This is a genomic window from Idiomarina sp. (assembly GCF_048265525.1).
Lineage (GTDB): Bacteria > Pseudomonadota > Gammaproteobacteria > Enterobacterales > Alteromonadaceae > Idiomarina.
The window spans coordinates 242699-259880 of the sequence record NZ_JBLXBI010000001.1 but is presented as its reverse complement, the minus strand read 5'-3'; the positions used below and the strand labels follow the sequence as shown (position 1 = coordinate 259880).

Sequence of the window (17182 nt, the reverse complement as noted above, 5' to 3'; positions counted from 1 at the left end):
TTAGCGACTAAGTAACGATTCACGAATACGGGTTAACTCAACCGACGCATAACGGTGTTCAACGAAGCCATACACATTGGTCATTAAAGCCAATTTAAAATAGTTAACAGCCTGCAGTTGCTCTCCTTTCATTTGCATGTATTTGCCAAGGTAAAAATAGGCTTCACACAAACGTTCAGTCAGCTTTTCCGACTCGCCTAAGTTACGAGTCATACGCTGTAAAAACTCTTCTTCAGAAAGTTTCTCGGCATACAGTTGTACAATCTGATACCCCCAGTCGGACTTATCCAGTTTCTCAGCGTTTTGCTTCAGACTTTCTTGTGCCAGTTCGGCATCATTTTCATGTTCGGCGAGAAACAGCCAAATAACACGATAAGGATCATCGGGTTCTTTTTCCAGATGGTATTCTAAGTCTTCCTGAGACAGTTTCGTTCTGGCGTCGTAATACTCAGCTATACCACGGTTCAAATAGGCGTAGCGATGTTCGGGGTTTAGTTCAATTGCTGAATCAAAAGCCTCGTAGGCGTAATCAAACTCTTCTAATTGCGTATATTGAATACCTAAGAAATTATACGCATCGGCCAGTCTCGGGTTATATTCTAAAGCCCGGGTAAAGTCCATTCTCGCAAGAGTTCTTAAGCCTACTGCATCGTATAGCGCGCCGCGACGGTAGTATAACTCTCCGCGCTGTTCTTCGGTTAAGTCTTCTCTTAACATTTGCGCAATGCGTGCCAGCTCAATTTCATAGCGGAATTCAGCTCGCTCAGGCTCAGCGAGTACCACAGTATCAGGTAACTGGTTAAATGAACTTTGCGAGGCACACCCCGTCATGGCGCCTAATAACAACAAAGCTCCAATGAACCTAACACTTCTGCGCTCTTGCATAATTTTATCCTTAAATAAACACTGGCCTCTATTACAGCACATTCAACGCCATTCAGGCAAAAAGCAGACATAAAAAAACCCCGTTTACACGGGGTTTTCAATAAAGCTGAGAAAATCTTTACGATTATTCTTCGCTTTTGGTTTCTTCTTCAGTTGCTGGCTCTGCCGGCGCTTCAGTTGCTGGTTCTTCTTTTTTCTCAGCTGCTTCTTTCATGCTTAAACGCACGCGACCCTGACGGTCAATTTCCAGTACTTTAACCGGAACAACATCACCAACTTTCAGGTATTCGTTTACGTCGTTAACACGTTCTTCTGCAATTTGAGAAATGTGAACTAAGCCATCTTTACCTGGAAGAACAGTAACAAAGGCACCGAAGTCTACGATACGCGCTACTTTACCTTGGTAAATTTTTCCTACTTCAACGTTAGCCGTTAACTGCTTGATTTTCTCAATAGCGGCATCGGCATCAGCCTGGTCGCTTGCTGCAACTTTAATAGTACCGTCGTCACCAATCTCAATGTTGGTATTAGTTGACTCAGTCAGCTCGCGAATAACCGCTCCGCCTTTACCGATAACGTCTTTGATCTTGTCCTGATCAATTTTGATGGTGGTAAAGCGAGGTGCATAAGTAGACAGCTCTTCACGGTGACCGCCTATAGCTTCGTCCATCACTTTCAGAATGTGTAAGCGAGCTGATTTAGCCTGCGCTAATGCGCTTTCCATGATGTCACGAGTGATACCATCAATTTTAATGTCCATTTGCAGCGCAGTAATACCATCGGTGTTACCGGCTACTTTAAAGTCCATATCACCCAAGTGATCTTCGTCACCAAGGATATCAGACAGAACAACATGCTTGTCGCCTTCTTTGACCAAGCCCATAGCAATACCCGCTACAGAAGACTTGATTGGCACACCCGCATCCATCAACGCCAGTGAAGAACCACAAACTGAGGCCATTGAACTTGAACCGTTTGATTCAGTAATTTCTGAAACCACACGAATAGTGTATGGGAATTCGTCGTGGCTAGGCATAACGGCCTGAATACCACGCTTAGCCAAACGACCATGACCAATTTCACGACGTTTTGGCGAACCAACCATACCCGTTTCACCAACACAGTATGGAGGGAAGTTATAATGCAGCATGAAGCGATTCGTGTTCATACCAGTCAGCTCATCAATCATCTGAGCATCACGATCGGTACCTAAAGTCGCAGTTACCAACGCCTGAGTCTCACCACGGGTAAACAATGCTGAACCGTGAGTACGCGGTAATACACCAGTCGCCACGCTAATAGCACGAACCATGTCAGGGTCGCGGCCATCAATACGCTTTTCACCAGCAATAATGCGGCTACGTACAATATCACTTTCCAGATCGTGGAAGATTTTTCCGGCTTCTTCTAAATCGACATTTTCATCTTCAGCAGTCAGCTTCTCAACCATCTGTTCTTTAACCTGGTCAAGCTTACCTTTACGTTCAGCTTTGTCGGTAGTGCGGTAGGCTTCGCCAATACCTTGCTCTGCCAATTCACGAATTTTGGTCTGTAAGCTCTCATCTTTTGCAGGTGCCTGCCAGTTCCACTTCTCTTTGCCTGCTTCTGCAGTAAATTCAGTAATGGCTTTAATAACGTCCTGCATTGCTTCGTGACCGTACATAACAGCACCAAGCATTTGGTCTTCAGACAGCAATTCAGCTTCTGATTCAACCATTAAGACAGCTTTATCAGTACCAGCAACCACAAGGTCCAGCTTCGAGTTTTCTAACTCATCTGCGGTTGGGTTTAATACGTATTCATCGTTCACGACACCAACACGAGCTGCGCCGATTGGGCCCGCGAAAGGAACGCCAGAAATAGACAGCGCTGCTGAAGTACCAATTAAGGCAACAATATCAGGATTAATTTGAGGGTTTACAGAAACAACAGTTGCGACAACTTGCACTTCGTTCATGAAACCATCAGGGAATAATGGGCGAATTGGACGGTCGATTAAACGACAAGTCAGAGTTTCATTTTCGCTTGGACGGCCTTCACGCTTAAAGAAGCCACCTGGAATTTTACCGGCTGCGTAAGTTTTCTCTTGGTAATTTACCGTTAATGGAAAAAAGTTTTGCCCTTCGCGAGCTTCTTTTTTCGCAACCACAGTGACTAGAACTGTTGTGTCATCGATGCTGGCAAGCACAGAAGCAGTCGCCTGACGTGCTATTACGCCAGTTTCTAATGTGACTGTATGCTGACCGTACTGAAATTGTTTAGTTATTGGATTCACGTTGCTTTCCTTTACCTTCAAAATATAGAGTACCCGGATTGATACTCGTCTTCTCTCTTTATTTATCTCACAGCATAGTATAGGGGAATTGTGACGAAATTAAGACCCATAAGCCTAAAAAAGAATACAAAAAAAGGGCCTGAAGGCCCTTTTTATTTTATTCTTTTCAGAACGTTTGTCTTAACGGCGGATGCCTAGACGTTCTACGATAGCTACGTAGCGTTTTTCGTCTTTACGCTTCAGGTAATCAAGAAGCTTACGACGGCGACTAACCATACGTAACAGACCACGACGTGAGTGATGATCTTTCTTATGTTCTTTAAAGTGGTCTTGTAATTCAGCCAGGTTTTTAGTTAAAAGTGCAACTTGCACTTCAGGAGAACCGGTATCGTTCTCGCCTTGACCAAATTCTTTTAAAATCTCAGCTTTCTGTTCAACAGTTAGTGACATGCTAACTCCTAAGTTTTGTCAAAATGATCGACGCCAATCACTAATTCAGCATCGATATGAAGGCGGCGATTATACTCGTCGACCGCCATAAAAACAACTATAAATCCACATGCTCTCGTGCAATAACGCGGCGCGGCCATAATTCCGCATTTTTCACCCGTCCGACGCCAAGAAAGAGTGAGTTTTCCGTGGTAACGCGCCATTCTTCGGCTTCATTCCCATTTTTTTCAGGTAAAGGAATGGGTTGTCCATGCAAAAAGTCGCGAGTTTGGGCTTGAGTCACTGTTACCTCAGGCAACTCTCCCAGTAGCAAGTCAGCCGGGTGCAATAACGCATCGAGAGCTTCATAGCCCTCTTGTGCTATCGCTTCCAGTTGTTCCAGAGTCACCATAACGGCTTCATCTATATCGGCCACGGCGTTACGGTGTAACATGGAGACGTGCGCACCACAGCCTAATAACTGACCCAAGTCATCAACTAAAGTACGAATATAGGTACCTTTGCTGCAACTCACTTGCAGGGTCACTTTATTATTCTGAATATCCAACAGCTCAATAGAGTGAATGGTAATTGTGCGAGTTTTCTTCGGGACTTCGATGCCTTGCCGCGCATAATAATATAATGGACGACCTTCGTGCTTCAGTGCCGAGTAAATAGAGGGAGACTGTTCCTGTTCACCAATAAACTGCTTTATTGCATCAGCAACAGTAGCGGCATCAACTGCAACAGACTTTTCCTCTACAACTTCACCTTCGGCATCACTGGTGGTTGTTCTTATCCCCAGCGTAGCTTCAACCCAGTAGGCTTTATCGGCATCCAACAGATATTGCGAGAATTTGGTCGCCTCTCCCAGGCAAACTGGCAGAATACCTGTTGCCAGAGGATCCAGCGCACCAGTATGACCCGCTTTTTGAGCATTATACAGGCGCTTAACACGCTGCAGGGCATGGTTTGAACTCATGCCCTGCGGTTTATTCAATAATACTACGCCCGTGACAGCACGGCCTTTGCGTAGACGAGCTTTAGACATTAATCGTCTCCGCTGTTTTCGCTGCTTTTCTTATCTCGTTCACGAGCTTCCGCAACCAATTTGCCCATACGGATCCCCTCATTTAAAGAAGCGTCGTGCTGGAATTTTAGTTGCGGAACAATGCGTGCTTTGATGCGCTTACCCAATAAAGAGCGAATGAAACCTGAGGCTTCATTCAACACTTTTAACGCCTGTTTTATTTGCTCAGGGTCATCTTGGAAAAAAGTAACAAACACTTTGGCATAAGCTAAGTCACGAGAAACTTCCACGTCGGATACTGTGACCATGCTAACGCGAGGATCTTTTATCTCACGTTGCAGGATCATAGCGATTTCTCGTTGTAGCTGATGCCGTACCCTTTCGGTACGGCTAAACTCTTGAGCCATAAATTACTGTGTCCTTGATTACAGCGTACGTTCAATCTGAATGGTTTCGAAGACTTCGATTTGGTCGCCTTCTTTGACATCGTTGTAGTTCTTAACGCCGATACCACATTCCATGCCGTTACGAACTTCCTGAACGTCATCTTTAAAGCGACGTAAAGATTCCAGCTCGCCTTCGTAGATAACAACGTTATCACGCAATACACGAATTGGTGCTGAACGCTTAACAATACCTTCAGTAACCATACAACCAGCTATCGCACCAATCTTAGGTGATTTGAAGACATCACGAACTTCGGCCAAACCAATGATCTGCTGTTTAAACTCAGGCTGAAGCATACCGCTCATTGCCGCTTTAACTTCGTCAATTAAGTCATAAATAACGCTGTAATAGCGTAAGTCGACACTTTCCTGTTCAACCAGTTTTCTGGCTGCAGCTTCAGCACGAACGTTAAAACCAACAACAATGGCATTTGAAGCACTGGCCAGAGAAATATCGGTTTCGGTGATACCACCAACGCCGCTACCGATGATGTTCACTTTCACTTCATCAGTCGACAGTTTGGTTAAGGCATCAGAAATCGCTTCCAGTGACCCTTGTACGTCAGACTTAAGTACGATATTAAGCTCAGCAACATCACCTTCGGCCATGTCCGCAAACATGTTTTCCAGTTTCGCTTTCTGTTGCTTGGCTAATTTCACGTCACGGTATTTACCCTGACGGTAGTTAGCAACTTCACGCGCTTTACGCTCGTCTCTGACAACCGTTGCTTCGTCGCCTGCCTGAGGAACACCGGACAGACCAAGTATTTCTACTGGAATAGATGGGCCAGCTTCTTTAATTTCTTTACCGGTTTCATCGCGCATCGCACGAATACGACCGTATTCAAGACCACAAAGTACAACATCGCCCTGCTTCAACAGACCGCGCTGTACCAATACTGTTGCTACCGGACCACGACCGCGATCCAGACGTGATTCAACAACAATGCCTGACGCCATGCCAGTTTTTTCTGCACGTAAATCTAATACTTCAGATTGCAGCAAGATGGCTTCTAACAGTTCATCAATACCTTCACCGGTGTGAGCAGACAGTGGAATGAACTGCACATCGCCACCCCAGTCTTCCGGAATAACTTCCAGCTGCGACAACTCGTTTTTAACACGATCTGGATCTGCGCCTTCTTTATCCATCTTGTTCACAGCGACAACCAGAGGTACACCAGCGGCTTTAGCATGTTGAACCGCTTCTTTGGTTTGCGGCATAACACCATCGTCCGCAGCAACTACCAGGATAACAACATCTGTTGCGCCTGCACCACGTGCACGCATAGAAGTAAAGGCGGCGTGTCCCGGAGTATCCAGGAAAGTCACCATGCCGTGACCCGTTTCAACGTGGTATGCACCGATGTGCTGAGTAATACCACCCGCTTCGCCTGATGCAACTTTGGCTTTACGAATGTAATCCAGCAACGATGTCTTACCATGGTCAACGTGACCCATAACAGTAACGACTGGTGCACGAGGTGCCTCTTCTCCGCCTTCCTGGCGGTCAGAAAGCACTTCTTCTTCCAGCGCATTATCTTTCACTAACGCAGGTTTATGACCCAGCTCTTCAACCACCAGAGCAGCTGTGTCTTGATCAAGAATCTGGTTAATGGTGACCATCTCGCCCATTTTCATCATGGTCTTGATAAGGTCACTGGCTTTAACTGCCATACGGTTAGCAAGTTCACCAACGGTAATGGTCTCACCAATTTTCACATCACGTTCAACTGGCTGAGCTGGTTTATTAAAGCCCTGTTGCAGCGACGAGCCGCGACGAGCACCTTTACGACGCTTCTCGCGGCGTGGAGTATCATCGCTTTCTTCATCTTTACGACGACGTTTTTTACCGCGCTTACGGCTTTTACGCTCTTCGTCAAAGTCCTGTGCGTCTTCAGCTTCTTGTGCAGTAGATGACGTTGTAAAGTGCACGTCTTCTTTTTCTTGCTGTTTACGTTTCTGCTCTTCTTCTTCCCAGCGTTTTGCGTTCTCTTCCGCCAGTTTACGAGCTTCTTCCGCTTGCGCTTCCGCTTCTTTTTCCGCTTTTTTACGAGCTTCTTCTTCCTGTTGACGCTTCAGCTTTTCAGCATCGGCTTTCGCTTTGTCTGCCGCTTCACGCTCTTCAGGAGTCATCGCAGCGCGCTTTTCAGCTTCTGCTTTTTGACGCTCTTTCTCTTTTTCTTTACGCAGTTTCTCTTTTTCAGCTTTTTCTTTCTCAGCTTTCTCGCGCTCAACCTTAGCTTTCGCTTCGGCTTCTTTACGCTGCTGCTCTTCTTCGCGCTGTTTTTCTTCTTCGCGAAGCTTCGCTTCTTCCGCTTCTTTCTCTTGTGCTAAGCGTTCTTGTTCTTCACGTTCCTGCTCTTCGCTTGCTGAACGTTTCACGTAAGTACGCTTTTTACGCACTTCTACCTGAACGGATTTAGAGTCTCTTCCGCCGCCAACGCTTAACGTACTTTTTGTTTTACGCTTTAAAGTCATTTTGCTGGGTTCAGAGCTGCCGCCACCACCGTGCTGACGATTCAAGTGAGCCAGTAATTTCTGTTTTTCATCTTCGTTAACAGAATCACCCGCTTTCTTGGTCATGCCCGCTTCAGCGAACTGCTGAACCAGACGATCAACTGTTGTACCGACATCTTTGGCCAGCTTATCGAGCGTTACTTCTTCCATAGTCTGTTGTACCTCCGCTGATCGTTCTACTATTCTTCATTGAACCAGCAAATATTGCGGGCTTTCATAATTAAATCGCCAGCCTGCTGTTCATTTAATTCTTCAATATCGGCTAAGTCGTCAACGCCCTGTTCCGCTAACTCTTCCAGAGTTGTCACGCCTTTGCTGGCTAATACATAAGCCAGGTGACGCTCCATTCCTTCCAGGTTCAACAGTGTGTCATCTGGTTCAGCCGATTCCAGAGATTCTTCGGTAGCCAAAGCTTTCGTGGTTAAATAAGCACGTGCTCTGCTACGTAATTCTTCTACGATATCTTCGTCCATCCCTTCGATATCAAGGAATTCTGCAACCGGGACATAAGCCACTTCTTCAAGTGAAGAGAAGCCTTCATCAACCAGTACATTTGCAAAATCTTCATCGATATCTAAAGTCGATACGAACAAGTTCAATAGACGCTGAGTTTCAGCTTCATTTTTTTCGTTGAACTCGTCTTCGGTCATAACGTTCAGCGTCCAGCCTGTTAGCTGGCTGGCAAGGCGAACATTCTGTCCACCTTTACCAATAGCTTGAGCCAGGTTATCTGCCGCAACCGCAATATCCATAGTGTGTGCATCTTCATCCACAACTATAGACGCTACTTCAGCAGGTGCCATCGCGTTAATGACGTACTGTGCCGGGTTATCATCCCAAAGCACAATGTCTACGCGCTCGCCACCAAGCTCACCGGATACCGCCTGAACTCGTGCGCCGCGCATACCAACGCAAGCCCCAACAGGATCTATACGCTTATCATTACTCTTAACTGCAATTTTAGCACGCGACCCCGGGTCTCTGGCAGCACCGCGTAGCTCAATCATCTCTTCACCTATTTCAGGCACTTCGATACGGAACAATTCCAACAAGAAGTTAGGATTGGTTCTGCTTACAAATAGTTGTGCACCACGAGCTTCTGGACGAACGTCATAAAGCAAGCCACGAATGCGGTCACCTGGACGTACCGACTCACGCGGTAACATTTCGTCACGATAAATAATCGCTTCTGCGTTATTACCTAAATCCAGAATAACGTGTTCCCGATTCGCACGCTTCACAATACCGCTGACCATTTCACCCACTTGTTCGCGGTATTCATCAACAACCTGAGCTCGCTCGGCTTCACGTACTTTCTGTACAATAACCTGTTTTGCAGTCTGGGTCGTAATACGGTCGAACTGTATCGAATCAATTTGCTCTTCTACGTAGTCACCGGCCTGTACCGATGGATCTTCGTATTGCGCTGCTGACAAACTAATTTCACGGTAAGGATGTTCCAATCCGGTATCCGTGTCTTCAACGACTAACCAACGACGGAATGTATCGAATTCGCCGGTGGTACGATCGATATCAATACGAACTTCAATATCGCCGTCGTACTTCTTTTTGGTCGCATGAGCCAATGCTGACTCTAACGCTTCAAATATTTTTTCGCGTGGTACTGCTTTTTCGTTTGAAACCGCTTCTGCGACTAACAGTATTTCTTTACTCATGAGTGCTGCCTCGCCAACGCAATCTTTTAATCAAATGCCGGAACCAGGTGAGCGTTTTTCACATCACGCATATTCACCTGAAGGGTATCGTTATCAACGGCAAGGGTCAGTTCTTCGCCCTCAACCGCAATCAATTCTGCCTTAAATTTTCTTTTGTTTTTTTGCGCCGCTACTAACTCAAAAGCAACGGTTTCATTGATATAAGGCTGCATTTGTTGGGCATTAAAAAACGGTCTTTCCATTCCCGGAGAGGACACTTCCAGGTTGTATTCAACATTAATAGGGTCTTCAACATCCAGTAGTGAGCTGACCTGATAACTCACGTCTGCACAGTTATCCACACTGATACCTTCCGGATGATCGATATATACCCGTAATGTTGAAAACTTACCGGCGCGAATAAACTCTACGCCCCACAATTCAAAGTCCAGCGCTTCTACCGCTGGGCGAATTATATCGGTTAACCGTTCTTGCAAATTTGCCAATTACTGCCTCCTGAAACAAAAAAAGGGCGCAAGCGCCCAGTGTTCTGGCTATCCTAAGATAGCTAAGGCCGCATAGCAAAAAGCCCCGAGCTGCTGCGGGGCTTTCTGAACACTGGACCCTTTGTCAGTTATTTTAGCAAAAGCGACGTCTTAATGCGAAACGCTGCTACTAAAATTGGTTGCGGGGGCAGGATTTGAACCTACGACCTTCGGGTTATGAGCCCGACGAGCTACCAGACTGCTCCACCCCGCGTCCGAAACTTGTTGCACATTATACGTATTTTTCGTTTATTTTCAACCTCTGAGGCAACAATCAGAGAGCTAATTTTGGTGCAGAAGGCGGGACTTGAACCCGCACGCCCGTAAGAGCACTACCCCCTCAAGGTAGCGTGTCTACCAATTCCACCACTTCTGCAAAATCTTAGTCAATTGGCGGCACGTCAGATTCTGACTTATCATCCGCTGGAGGTAACTCTTGCTCTTCAGCCGGAACTGAAAGGTCTGAAAAGTCATTTGACGACTCATCAGTAGAGGTCGATAAGTTACCTAATACCAGGCTCAGAATGAAAAACACTACCGCCAACCCGGCTGTTGCGCGGGTCAGGAAGTTACCTGAACCTGATGAACCAAAAACAGTGTTCGATGCGCCTGAACCAAAAGATGCGCCCATGTCTGCGCCTTTGCCTTGTTGCAGCATGATAAAGCCAATTAAGACCAAAGCGACAACGAGAAATGCGATCATCAAAATTTCGTACATAATTTTACCCTTGAGCAGCTTGGCAAATAGCAACAAAGTCTGATTCTTTCAAACTTGCGCCACCTATCAGGCCGCCATCAATGTCTTTTTGCGCAAATAATTCGGCAGCGTTGTCAGCTTTAACTGAGCCGCCGTACAATAACGGCATTTTCTCACCAATCGCGCCAAATTGCTCTACCAGTAACGCTCTTAATTTTGCATGAACGTCCTGTGCTTGTTCTGGTGAAGCCGTTTCTCCGGTACCAATTGCCCAAACTGGCTCATAGGCCAAAACAATTTTACCGGCTTGCTCTTTAGGAATGTCTGCCAAAGCCGCTTGCGCTTGCTCTGCTACAACTTCCCAGGTGTTTCCCTCATCGCGTTGTGCTTTATTCTCACCAACACAAATTACCGCTGTCATACCGGCATTAACCGTAGCCAGGGTTTTCTCATTCACCATTTTGTCGGTTTCTGCGAACAACTGCCGACGTTCTGAATGTCCCACTAGCACGTAGCTAACACCAAATTCCTGTAGCTGCGCGGTTGAAATTTCACCGGTAAAGGCGCCGCCAGTGTGTTCAGATACACTCTGAGCACCAATGGCAATGTCATCGTAATAACATTGATTAGCCAGCTCGCTAATAAGGGTGAACGGAGGACAAATAACTAACTTAACTTGCTGAAGCTGATTAAGTTTTTCTCGCAAAGCCGCCGACATTGTTTTCGTTAGCTCGCGATTTCCGTTCATTTTCCAATTTGCAATCACTAGTGATGCATTAGGCATAGTTTGTCCTCTACTCCAGAGCGCGGGAATAGTAGCGAAACACTCGCCAACTTACAAGCGAGATTTTCATCACTACCCGCTAACTGTTTAATTTGTGGCCGCTTCGACCTCATTCGCAATTTGTTGAGCAAAAGCTTTTACCTTTGCTTCGTTCTCGCCCTCAACCATTACGCGAATTAAAGGTTCAGTACCAGACTTACGTAATAACACTCGTCCGCTACCCGCAAGAGCAGCTTCCACTTCGCGAACAACACTTTTTACATTTGCAGATTCCAGAGGCTGTTTATCGCTCTCGAACCGAACATTAATAAGTACTTGAGGCAATTTATGAAAGTCGCAGCTCAGTTTTTCCAGAGATTTTTGTTCCTGATACATCGCCGCTAGTACCTGCAGGCCGGCGATAATACCGTCTCCAGTAGTGTGATGTTGACGGTTTATAACGTGGCCGGAATTCTCTCCACCCAGATACCAGTCACGTTTAACTAGCTCCTCAATAACATAACGGTCGCCGACTTTCGCGCGAACAAAGGGAATACGCCGTTTATCCAGCTCCTTCTCCAAAGCAAAGTTAGTCATCAAAGTACCAACAACCCCGCCCTGAAGCTGTCCCTGGTTCTGCGCAGTAACAGCGAGCATATAAAGAATTTCGTCACCATCAATGGGGCGTCCGTTCTCAGTCACCATCATGATGCGGTCACCGTCGCCGTCAAGCGCTATACCAAGGTCGGCTTTGGTTTCCAGTACTTTATTCTGCAATGCCGTTAAGTGCGTTGCACCACACTCTTTATTAATATTCAGTCCATTGGGCTGCGTGCCTATTTCGGTCACTTCAGCACCGAGTTCCCGAAGCACATTAGGCGCAATGTGGTAAGTAGCGCCATGAGCGCAGTCAACCACTATGTGAAGCCCTTCCAGCGTCATTTCGTTGGGGAATACGCTTTTACAAAACTCAATATAACGGCCTGCGGCATCATTAATGCGTTTTGCCCGCCCTAACTCTTCGGAAATAACGCAGTCCATAGGCTCGTCCAACAAACGTTCAATTTCCAGCTCAACCGCGTCTGGAAGCTTATGTCCGTTATCAGCAAAGAACTTAATACCGTTGTCATAATATGGGTTATGAGAGGCGCTGATCACAATTCCGGCAGCGGCTCTGAACGTGCGTGTAAGGTAAGCAATTCCCGGGGTGGGCATAGGACCTAAGAAGTCCACGCCAACACCAGCAGCGGCTAAACCGGCTTCCAGTGCAGACTCAAGCATATAACCAGAAACCCGGGTGTCTTTGCCCACTAATACGCGACTGGTACCTTTAGCAGCAAGTACGCGCCCGGCGGCCCAGCCAAGCTTCACAGCAAATTCAGGGGTTATCGGGAATTGCCCGACACGTCCGCGCACGCCATCGGTGCCGAAATATTTACGCTCACTCAAAGGTGTTCTCCTTCTATAGTTGCTGCAACCACTTTCATCGCATCAACCGTCTCCTTAACATCATGAACGCGAATTATACGTGCTCCTTTCATAGCTGCAATGGTTGCAGCCGCTAAACTGCCTGCTAAGCGGTCTTTTACTTCACGTCCAGTAATATGACCTATCATGCTTTTTCGTGACATTCCCACCAATAACGGTAACTGCAACTCGTGAAACGCCTGCAAGCGTTGCAATAACTGATAGTTATGTCGCTGCGACTTGCCGAAACCAAAGCCAGGATCCAACCAAATCCTCTCGCGTCCTATACCTGCTTTTTCACACGCTATGACACGCTCTTGTAAAAAAGTCTTAACGTCGCAAACAACATCATCGTAATTAGGGTTGTGCTGCATACTTCGTGGCTCACCCTGCATGTGCATCAGACACACTTCTGCGTTTGTCGCAGCCAGCGATTCCAAAGCACCTTCCTCACGCAAAGCATTCACATCATTAATTATGTTTGCACCGACTTCTATCGACTCAGTCATTACTTTGGGTTTGGTTGTATCCACTGAAATAGCAACATCAAAGCGCTCTCTTACCGCTTTTACCAAAGGAACAACTCTATCCAATTCTTCCTGTTCAGCAACCGAATAAGCTCCAGGGCGGGTTGATTCCCCTCCAATGTCCACAATGTCAGCGCCGTCTTTGATCAGCTGTGCAACGTGATCTATTGCATCATTTAGCCGGTTATACTGCCCTCCGTCTGCAAATGAGTCCGGAGTGACATTAACAATTCCCATAACTCGCAACGGCTTTGGATTTTTCGGCATGGCTTAGCTCCACTAATAACTGTGTCCTACAAAAAAGCCACCTCTCGGTGGCTTTTTAAAAGAATCAACGTTAAGAAGTTGCATCCCCGGGTTTATCAACATTGATGGGGCGATCCGGACGTTCTTCGGTGTTCTCTGCCTTAGCAGCCCCACCGTCAGAATCGTTACCACCACTGTCTCTGTCATCCCAGTCTTTTGGCTGACGAACATCGCGACGGTTCATCAAATCATCAATTTGGTCGGCATCAATAGTTTCATATCGAACTAATGCGTCCTTCATTGAATGCAAAATATCTTCGTTTTCTTCCAGCAATTTTTTTGCACGCTGGTAATTACGATCAATAACTGATTTAACTTCTTCATCAATAGCGCGCGCCGTGTCATCTGACATGTGCTTGTGCTGAGTTACCGAGCGTCCGAGAAATACTTCATTTTCATCTTCGGCGTACAGCAACGGCCCCATTTTTTCTGAAAGCCCCCACTGGGTAACCATTTTACGAGCAATTTCAGTTGCACGTTCAATGTCGTTAGAAGCGCCAGTGGTCACTTTATCGTTTCCATAAATAATGGCTTCTGCGAGACGTCCACCGAACAAGCTTGAAATCATACTTTCAAGATGCTGCTTACTGTGGCTGACACGATCCTGTTCTGGCAGGTACATGGTCACACCCAGTGCGCGGCCTCGTGGAATAATCGAGACTTTGTAGACTGGATCATGTTCCGGTACAAGGCGACCAACAATGGCGTGGCCGGCTTCATGATAAGCTGTCATCGCTTTTTCATCATCCGTCATTACCATTGAGCGGCGCTCTGCCCCCATCATGATCTTGTCTTTTGCTTTATCGAACTCTTCCATTGAAACCACACGCTTGTCGCCTCGTGCAGCAAATAATGCAGCTTCGTTTACTAAGTTGGCTAAGTCCGCACCAGAAAAGCCCGGTGTACCACGAGCAATTACTGACGGTTTAACGTCATCGCCTAGTGGTACTTTACGCATGTGCACTTTAAGAATTTGCTCACGACCACGAACATCCGGTAAACCAACAATAACCTGACGGTCAAAACGGCCCGGACGCAATAATGCAGGGTCTAAGACATCTGGACGGTTAGTAGCGGCAATAACGATAATGCCTTCATTACCTTCAAAGCCATCCATTTCAACCAGCATCTGGTTCAGTGTCTGCTCACGTTCATCGTGGCCACCACCTAGTCCGGCTCCACGTTGGCGACCCACTGCATCAAGCTCATCAATAAAGATAATGCATGGCGCGGCTTTTTTCGCTTGTTCGAACATGTCACGAACACGGGAAGCACCAACACCGACGAACATTTCAACGAAATCAGACCCTGAAATGCTAAAGAACGGTACTTTGGCTTCGCCCGAAATAGCTTTTGCCAGCAAGGTTTTACCCGTACCCGGAGGGCCGACCATAAGAACGCCTTTCGGTATTTTTCCGCCCAGACGCTGAAACTTAGAAGGATCCTTCAGGTAATCCACAAGCTCTGAGACTTCTTCTTTGGCCTCATCACAACCAGCAACGTCTTTGAACGTTGTTTTTGATTGCTCTTCATTCATCAGCTTGGCTTTGCTTTTACCAAACGACATAGCCCCACGGCCACCACCGCCCTGCATCTGACGCATGAAGAATATCCATACACCAATTAATAGCAGCATCGGGAACCACGAAATAAAGATTGATGCCAGAATACTCTGCTCTTCCGGCGGAGTACCTTGTGTTTCTACATCGTTTGCCAACAAATCATCCAGAATTTTTGGATCATATTGAGTTGGTACAACGGTTTTATAAGACTGACCATTGCGAGTCATACCTGAAATAGTGCGTCCATCATCACCAAATTCAGCACGACGAATGTTGCCATTATTAACCTGAGATACAAATTCGCTGTATACCATGGTTGATGATGACGTTCCGCTCGGACTGAAGCTCTGAAAAACGCTCATCAGTACGACGGCTATTACAAGCCACAAGATGAGATTCTTTGCCATATCGCTCAAAGCCTATTACCTCTATTAAAAATCAACTACCCAACAGGGTACTACAGTTTATAGTCTGTCGCTACCAAGTAGACCTCTCTCGAACGTGCTCTCGAGGACTCTGGTTTTCTCGTTTTCACATCGTTAAACGCTGCTCGTACATCTTTCAGGAAAGATTCAAAACCTTGCCCCTGAAACACTTTGACGGCGAAACTTCCGCCGGGTTTCAAAACCTGATGGCACATATCCAGAGCCAACTCTACCAGATACATAGAGCGCGCCTGGTCTACCGTGCCATTACCACTCATATTAGGTGCCATGTCAGACAGTACCACATCAACATTTTTACCATCGATACGTTGTAATAAAGCTTCCAGTACCGATTCTTCACGAAAATCGCCCTGAAGAAAATCGACTCCGGCGATTGGGTCCATCGCTAAAATATCACAAGCAATGATTTGACCGTCGCCGTTAAAGTAGTCGGCAACGTATTGTGACCACCCGCCCGGGGCCGCTCCTAGATCAACGACGGTTTGACCTTTTTTGATCAGTTTGTCCCGTTTTTGTATTTCTTCCAATTTAAAAACAGCGCGGGAGCGTAATCCCTTCTTCTGTGCTTTTTGGACAAACTGATCGTCAAAATGTTCTTTCAGCCAGCGCTGACTACTCACACTGCGTTTTTTTCCCATGATTTAACGAAGTTTCCTTAATTGTCTGGCCTGAATACCTGATCTGGCGTTACAATGTTAAAAAATCAAGCTCTAAAACGGATATTATCGAATGTCATTAAGTAATAAGCAAAAACAGCATTTAAAAGGTTTAGCACATCCGCTTAAACCCGTCGTACTACTTGGGGCTAACGGCCTTACTGAAGGTGTTCTTGCAGAAATCGAGCAAGCACTTGACCACCATGAACTGATTAAAATAAAAGTTCCGGAAGAAGACCGCGAGCTCAGAAAGCAAATTATGGCAACCATTGTACATGAAACAGGTGCCGCTGAAGTGCAAATTATCGGTAAAACACAAGTGATATACCGCGCGGCAGAAGAACCTAAGATTCGTCTTCCACGCGGTTAACTTTTTGAATCGCAGGCTTAAGAGCTAATGCTTTCGCTACTAACTCTAATGCCTGCGATTTCTCCATCCACTTGTCTGTAGTGGAAAAATAAGCATCCAGCATCAAAGTCATACATTGTTCATCATCTTGCAGCCCGTAGGCTTTCAATAACGGCTCTATCTTTTTGTGTGCTTTTAAAAATTCAATTCGGCGTTTGCGTTCTTCCTCTACCACGCTGCTCTTAACATAATCGCCCTGAGTATAAGCGTAGCTGGGTTCGTGCAAGGTATACCCCGGAGCGAAAAACCAGTTAAGAGAAATTCTTTCCTGCAGTAGCTTCCGGATAATTTCGGCAAAAGGTAGTTTGTTACTACGTTTCCAGTTGGCATAATCGTTGGCGTTGCGGCCTAACCAGACAGAAACATCTTTATAAGTTGCCTTTTGTGAGATGAGTTTTAAACGTTCGAAGCACTCCGTGACAGTAAGTTCATCAAGAGGTGTATGTTGAAGAGTGTTAAATGATAGTGACTGTTCCTTGTCCATTGTCATCTTCTCTTGTAAATTTAATGTTAGAAAATAAGTTAAGAGCAAACTATACAATATATCGTATAAAAAACAAACAA

Annotated in this window: 16 protein-coding genes and 2 tRNA genes; 1 reads left to right on the top strand and 17 read right to left on the bottom strand. The window is 46.1% G+C overall.

What is annotated here, in order from left to right; all coding sequences use genetic code 11:
- From nlpI to rlmE, 16 genes are all read right to left on the bottom strand, one after another.
- On the bottom strand, positions 1-885 hold the full coding sequence (gene nlpI / locus ACN0TF_RS01165; RefSeq protein WP_114981542.1) for a lipoprotein NlpI: 885 nt from the start codon (positions 883-885) through the stop codon (positions 1-3).
- A 124-nt stretch (positions 886-1009) separates the two neighbouring features.
- Positions 1010-3160: a polyribonucleotide nucleotidyltransferase gene (gene pnp, locus ACN0TF_RS01160; RefSeq protein ID WP_417440424.1), complete on the bottom strand. Its 2151-nt coding sequence runs from the start codon at positions 3158-3160 to the stop codon at positions 1010-1012.
- A gap of 180 nt (positions 3161-3340) precedes the next feature.
- A complete protein-coding gene (gene rpsO / locus ACN0TF_RS01155) occupies positions 3341-3610 on the bottom strand; it encodes a 30S ribosomal protein S15 (RefSeq protein ID WP_011234216.1) in 270 nt (89 codons plus the stop codon).
- Between the two features lie 97 nt (positions 3611-3707).
- Positions 3708-4640, bottom strand: a complete 933-nt coding sequence (truB, locus tag ACN0TF_RS01150; protein ID WP_417440423.1) for a tRNA pseudouridine(55) synthase TruB — start codon at positions 4638-4640, stop codon at positions 3708-3710.
- Positions 4640-5026, bottom strand: coding sequence for a 30S ribosome-binding factor RbfA (gene rbfA, locus ACN0TF_RS01145; protein WP_034820154.1), 387 nt, complete (start codon positions 5024-5026; stop codon positions 4640-4642). The genes truB and rbfA overlap by 1 nt, the downstream gene beginning before the upstream one ends.
- Before the next feature lie 18 nt (positions 5027-5044).
- Positions 5045-7735, bottom strand: a complete 2691-nt coding sequence (infB, locus tag ACN0TF_RS01140; RefSeq protein WP_417440422.1) for a translation initiation factor IF-2 — start codon at positions 7733-7735, stop codon at positions 5045-5047.
- 29 nt (positions 7736-7764) lie between these two features.
- Positions 7765-9261 carry a transcription termination factor NusA gene (gene nusA, locus ACN0TF_RS01135; protein ID WP_417440421.1) on the bottom strand — a complete coding sequence of 499 codons (1497 nt, stop codon included), beginning with the start codon at positions 9259-9261 and terminating at the stop codon, positions 7765-7767.
- A gap of 26 nt (positions 9262-9287) precedes the next feature.
- Complete coding sequence (rimP, locus tag ACN0TF_RS01130; RefSeq protein WP_253619683.1) at positions 9288-9746, bottom strand: ribosome maturation factor RimP; 459 nt, start codon at positions 9744-9746, stop codon at positions 9288-9290.
- A 176-nt stretch (positions 9747-9922) separates the two neighbouring features.
- Positions 9923-9999: transfer RNA gene (locus tag ACN0TF_RS01125), tRNA-Met, on the bottom strand.
- Positions 10000-10074: 75 nt separating this feature from the next.
- A tRNA-Leu gene (locus tag ACN0TF_RS01120) sits at positions 10075-10161 on the bottom strand.
- Positions 10162-10167: 6 nt separating this feature from the next.
- Complete coding sequence (gene secG, locus ACN0TF_RS01115) at positions 10168-10503, bottom strand: preprotein translocase subunit SecG (protein WP_417440420.1); 336 nt, start codon at positions 10501-10503, stop codon at positions 10168-10170.
- Between the two features lie 4 nt (positions 10504-10507).
- Complete coding sequence (gene tpiA / locus ACN0TF_RS01110; RefSeq protein ID WP_417440419.1) at positions 10508-11266, bottom strand: triose-phosphate isomerase; 759 nt, start codon at positions 11264-11266, stop codon at positions 10508-10510.
- Positions 11267-11353: 87 nt separating this feature from the next.
- Positions 11354-12694, bottom strand: a complete 1341-nt coding sequence (gene glmM / locus ACN0TF_RS01105; RefSeq protein WP_110012621.1) for a phosphoglucosamine mutase — start codon at positions 12692-12694, stop codon at positions 11354-11356.
- Positions 12691-13506 carry a dihydropteroate synthase gene (gene folP / locus ACN0TF_RS01100; protein ID WP_417440418.1) on the bottom strand — a complete coding sequence of 272 codons (816 nt, stop codon included), beginning with the start codon at positions 13504-13506 and terminating at the stop codon, positions 12691-12693. The genes glmM and folP overlap by 4 nt, the downstream gene beginning before the upstream one ends.
- A gap of 70 nt (positions 13507-13576) precedes the next feature.
- Positions 13577-15523 carry an ATP-dependent zinc metalloprotease FtsH gene (ftsH, locus tag ACN0TF_RS01095; protein WP_417440417.1) on the bottom strand — a complete coding sequence of 649 codons (1947 nt, stop codon included), beginning with the start codon at positions 15521-15523 and terminating at the stop codon, positions 13577-13579.
- Positions 15524-15564: 41 nt separating this feature from the next.
- Positions 15565-16191 (bottom strand): 23S rRNA (uridine(2552)-2'-O)-methyltransferase RlmE, encoded by a 627-nt coding sequence (rlmE, locus tag ACN0TF_RS01090; RefSeq protein WP_414018511.1) that lies wholly within the window; start codon positions 16189-16191, stop codon positions 15565-15567.
- Between the two features lie 91 nt (positions 16192-16282).
- Between rlmE and yhbY the strand changes: the two genes are divergently transcribed.
- The gene (gene yhbY / locus ACN0TF_RS01085; RefSeq protein ID WP_011234228.1) at positions 16283-16579 is read left to right on the top strand and encodes a ribosome assembly RNA-binding protein YhbY; all 297 of its coding nucleotides are present in this window, start codon (positions 16283-16285) and stop codon (positions 16577-16579) included.
- On the opposite strand, the gene ACN0TF_RS01080 is transcribed toward yhbY, so the two are convergent.
- The gene (locus tag ACN0TF_RS01080; protein ID WP_417440416.1) at positions 16554-17102 is read right to left on the bottom strand and encodes a hypothetical protein; all 549 of its coding nucleotides are present in this window, start codon (positions 17100-17102) and stop codon (positions 16554-16556) included. The two genes, yhbY and ACN0TF_RS01080, sit on opposite strands and share 26 nt — an antisense overlap.
- Positions 17103-17182 lie beyond the last annotated feature (80 nt).

What these genes read in the sequence shown, in the direction of transcription:
- nlpI (WP_114981542.1), bottom strand. Translation starts at nt 885, where the DNA reads ATGCAAGAGCGCAGAAGTGTTAGGTTCATTGGAGCTTTGTTGTTATTA.
- rpsO (WP_011234216.1), bottom strand. Translation starts at nt 3,610, where the DNA reads ATGTCACTAACTGTTGAACAGAAAGCTGAGATTTTAAAAGAATTTGGT.
- truB (WP_417440423.1), bottom strand. Translation starts at nt 4,640, where the DNA reads ATGTCTAAAGCTCGTCTACGCAAAGGCCGTGCTGTCACGGGCGTAGTA.
- rbfA (WP_034820154.1), bottom strand. Translation starts at nt 5,026, where the DNA reads ATGGCTCAAGAGTTTAGCCGTACCGAAAGGGTACGGCATCAGCTACAA.
- infB (WP_417440422.1), bottom strand. Translation starts at nt 7,735, where the DNA reads ATGGAAGAAGTAACGCTCGATAAGCTGGCCAAAGATGTCGGTACAACA.
- nusA (WP_417440421.1), bottom strand. Translation starts at nt 9,261, where the DNA reads ATGAGTAAAGAAATACTGTTAGTCGCAGAAGCGGTTTCAAACGAAAAA.
- secG (WP_417440420.1), bottom strand. Translation starts at nt 10,503, where the DNA reads ATGTACGAAATTTTGATGATCGCATTTCTCGTTGTCGCTTTGGTCTTA.
- tpiA (WP_417440419.1), bottom strand. Translation starts at nt 11,266, where the DNA reads ATGCCTAATGCATCACTAGTGATTGCAAATTGGAAAATGAACGGAAAT.
- folP (WP_417440418.1), bottom strand. Translation starts at nt 13,506, where the DNA reads ATGCCGAAAAATCCAAAGCCGTTGCGAGTTATGGGAATTGTTAATGTC.
- rlmE (WP_414018511.1), bottom strand. Translation starts at nt 16,191, where the DNA reads ATGGGAAAAAAACGCAGTGTGAGTAGTCAGCGCTGGCTGAAAGAACAT.
- yhbY (WP_011234228.1), top strand. Translation starts at nt 16,283, where the DNA reads ATGTCATTAAGTAATAAGCAAAAACAGCATTTAAAAGGTTTAGCACAT.
- ACN0TF_RS01080 (WP_417440416.1), bottom strand. Translation starts at nt 17,102, where the DNA reads ATGGACAAGGAACAGTCACTATCATTTAACACTCTTCAACATACACCT.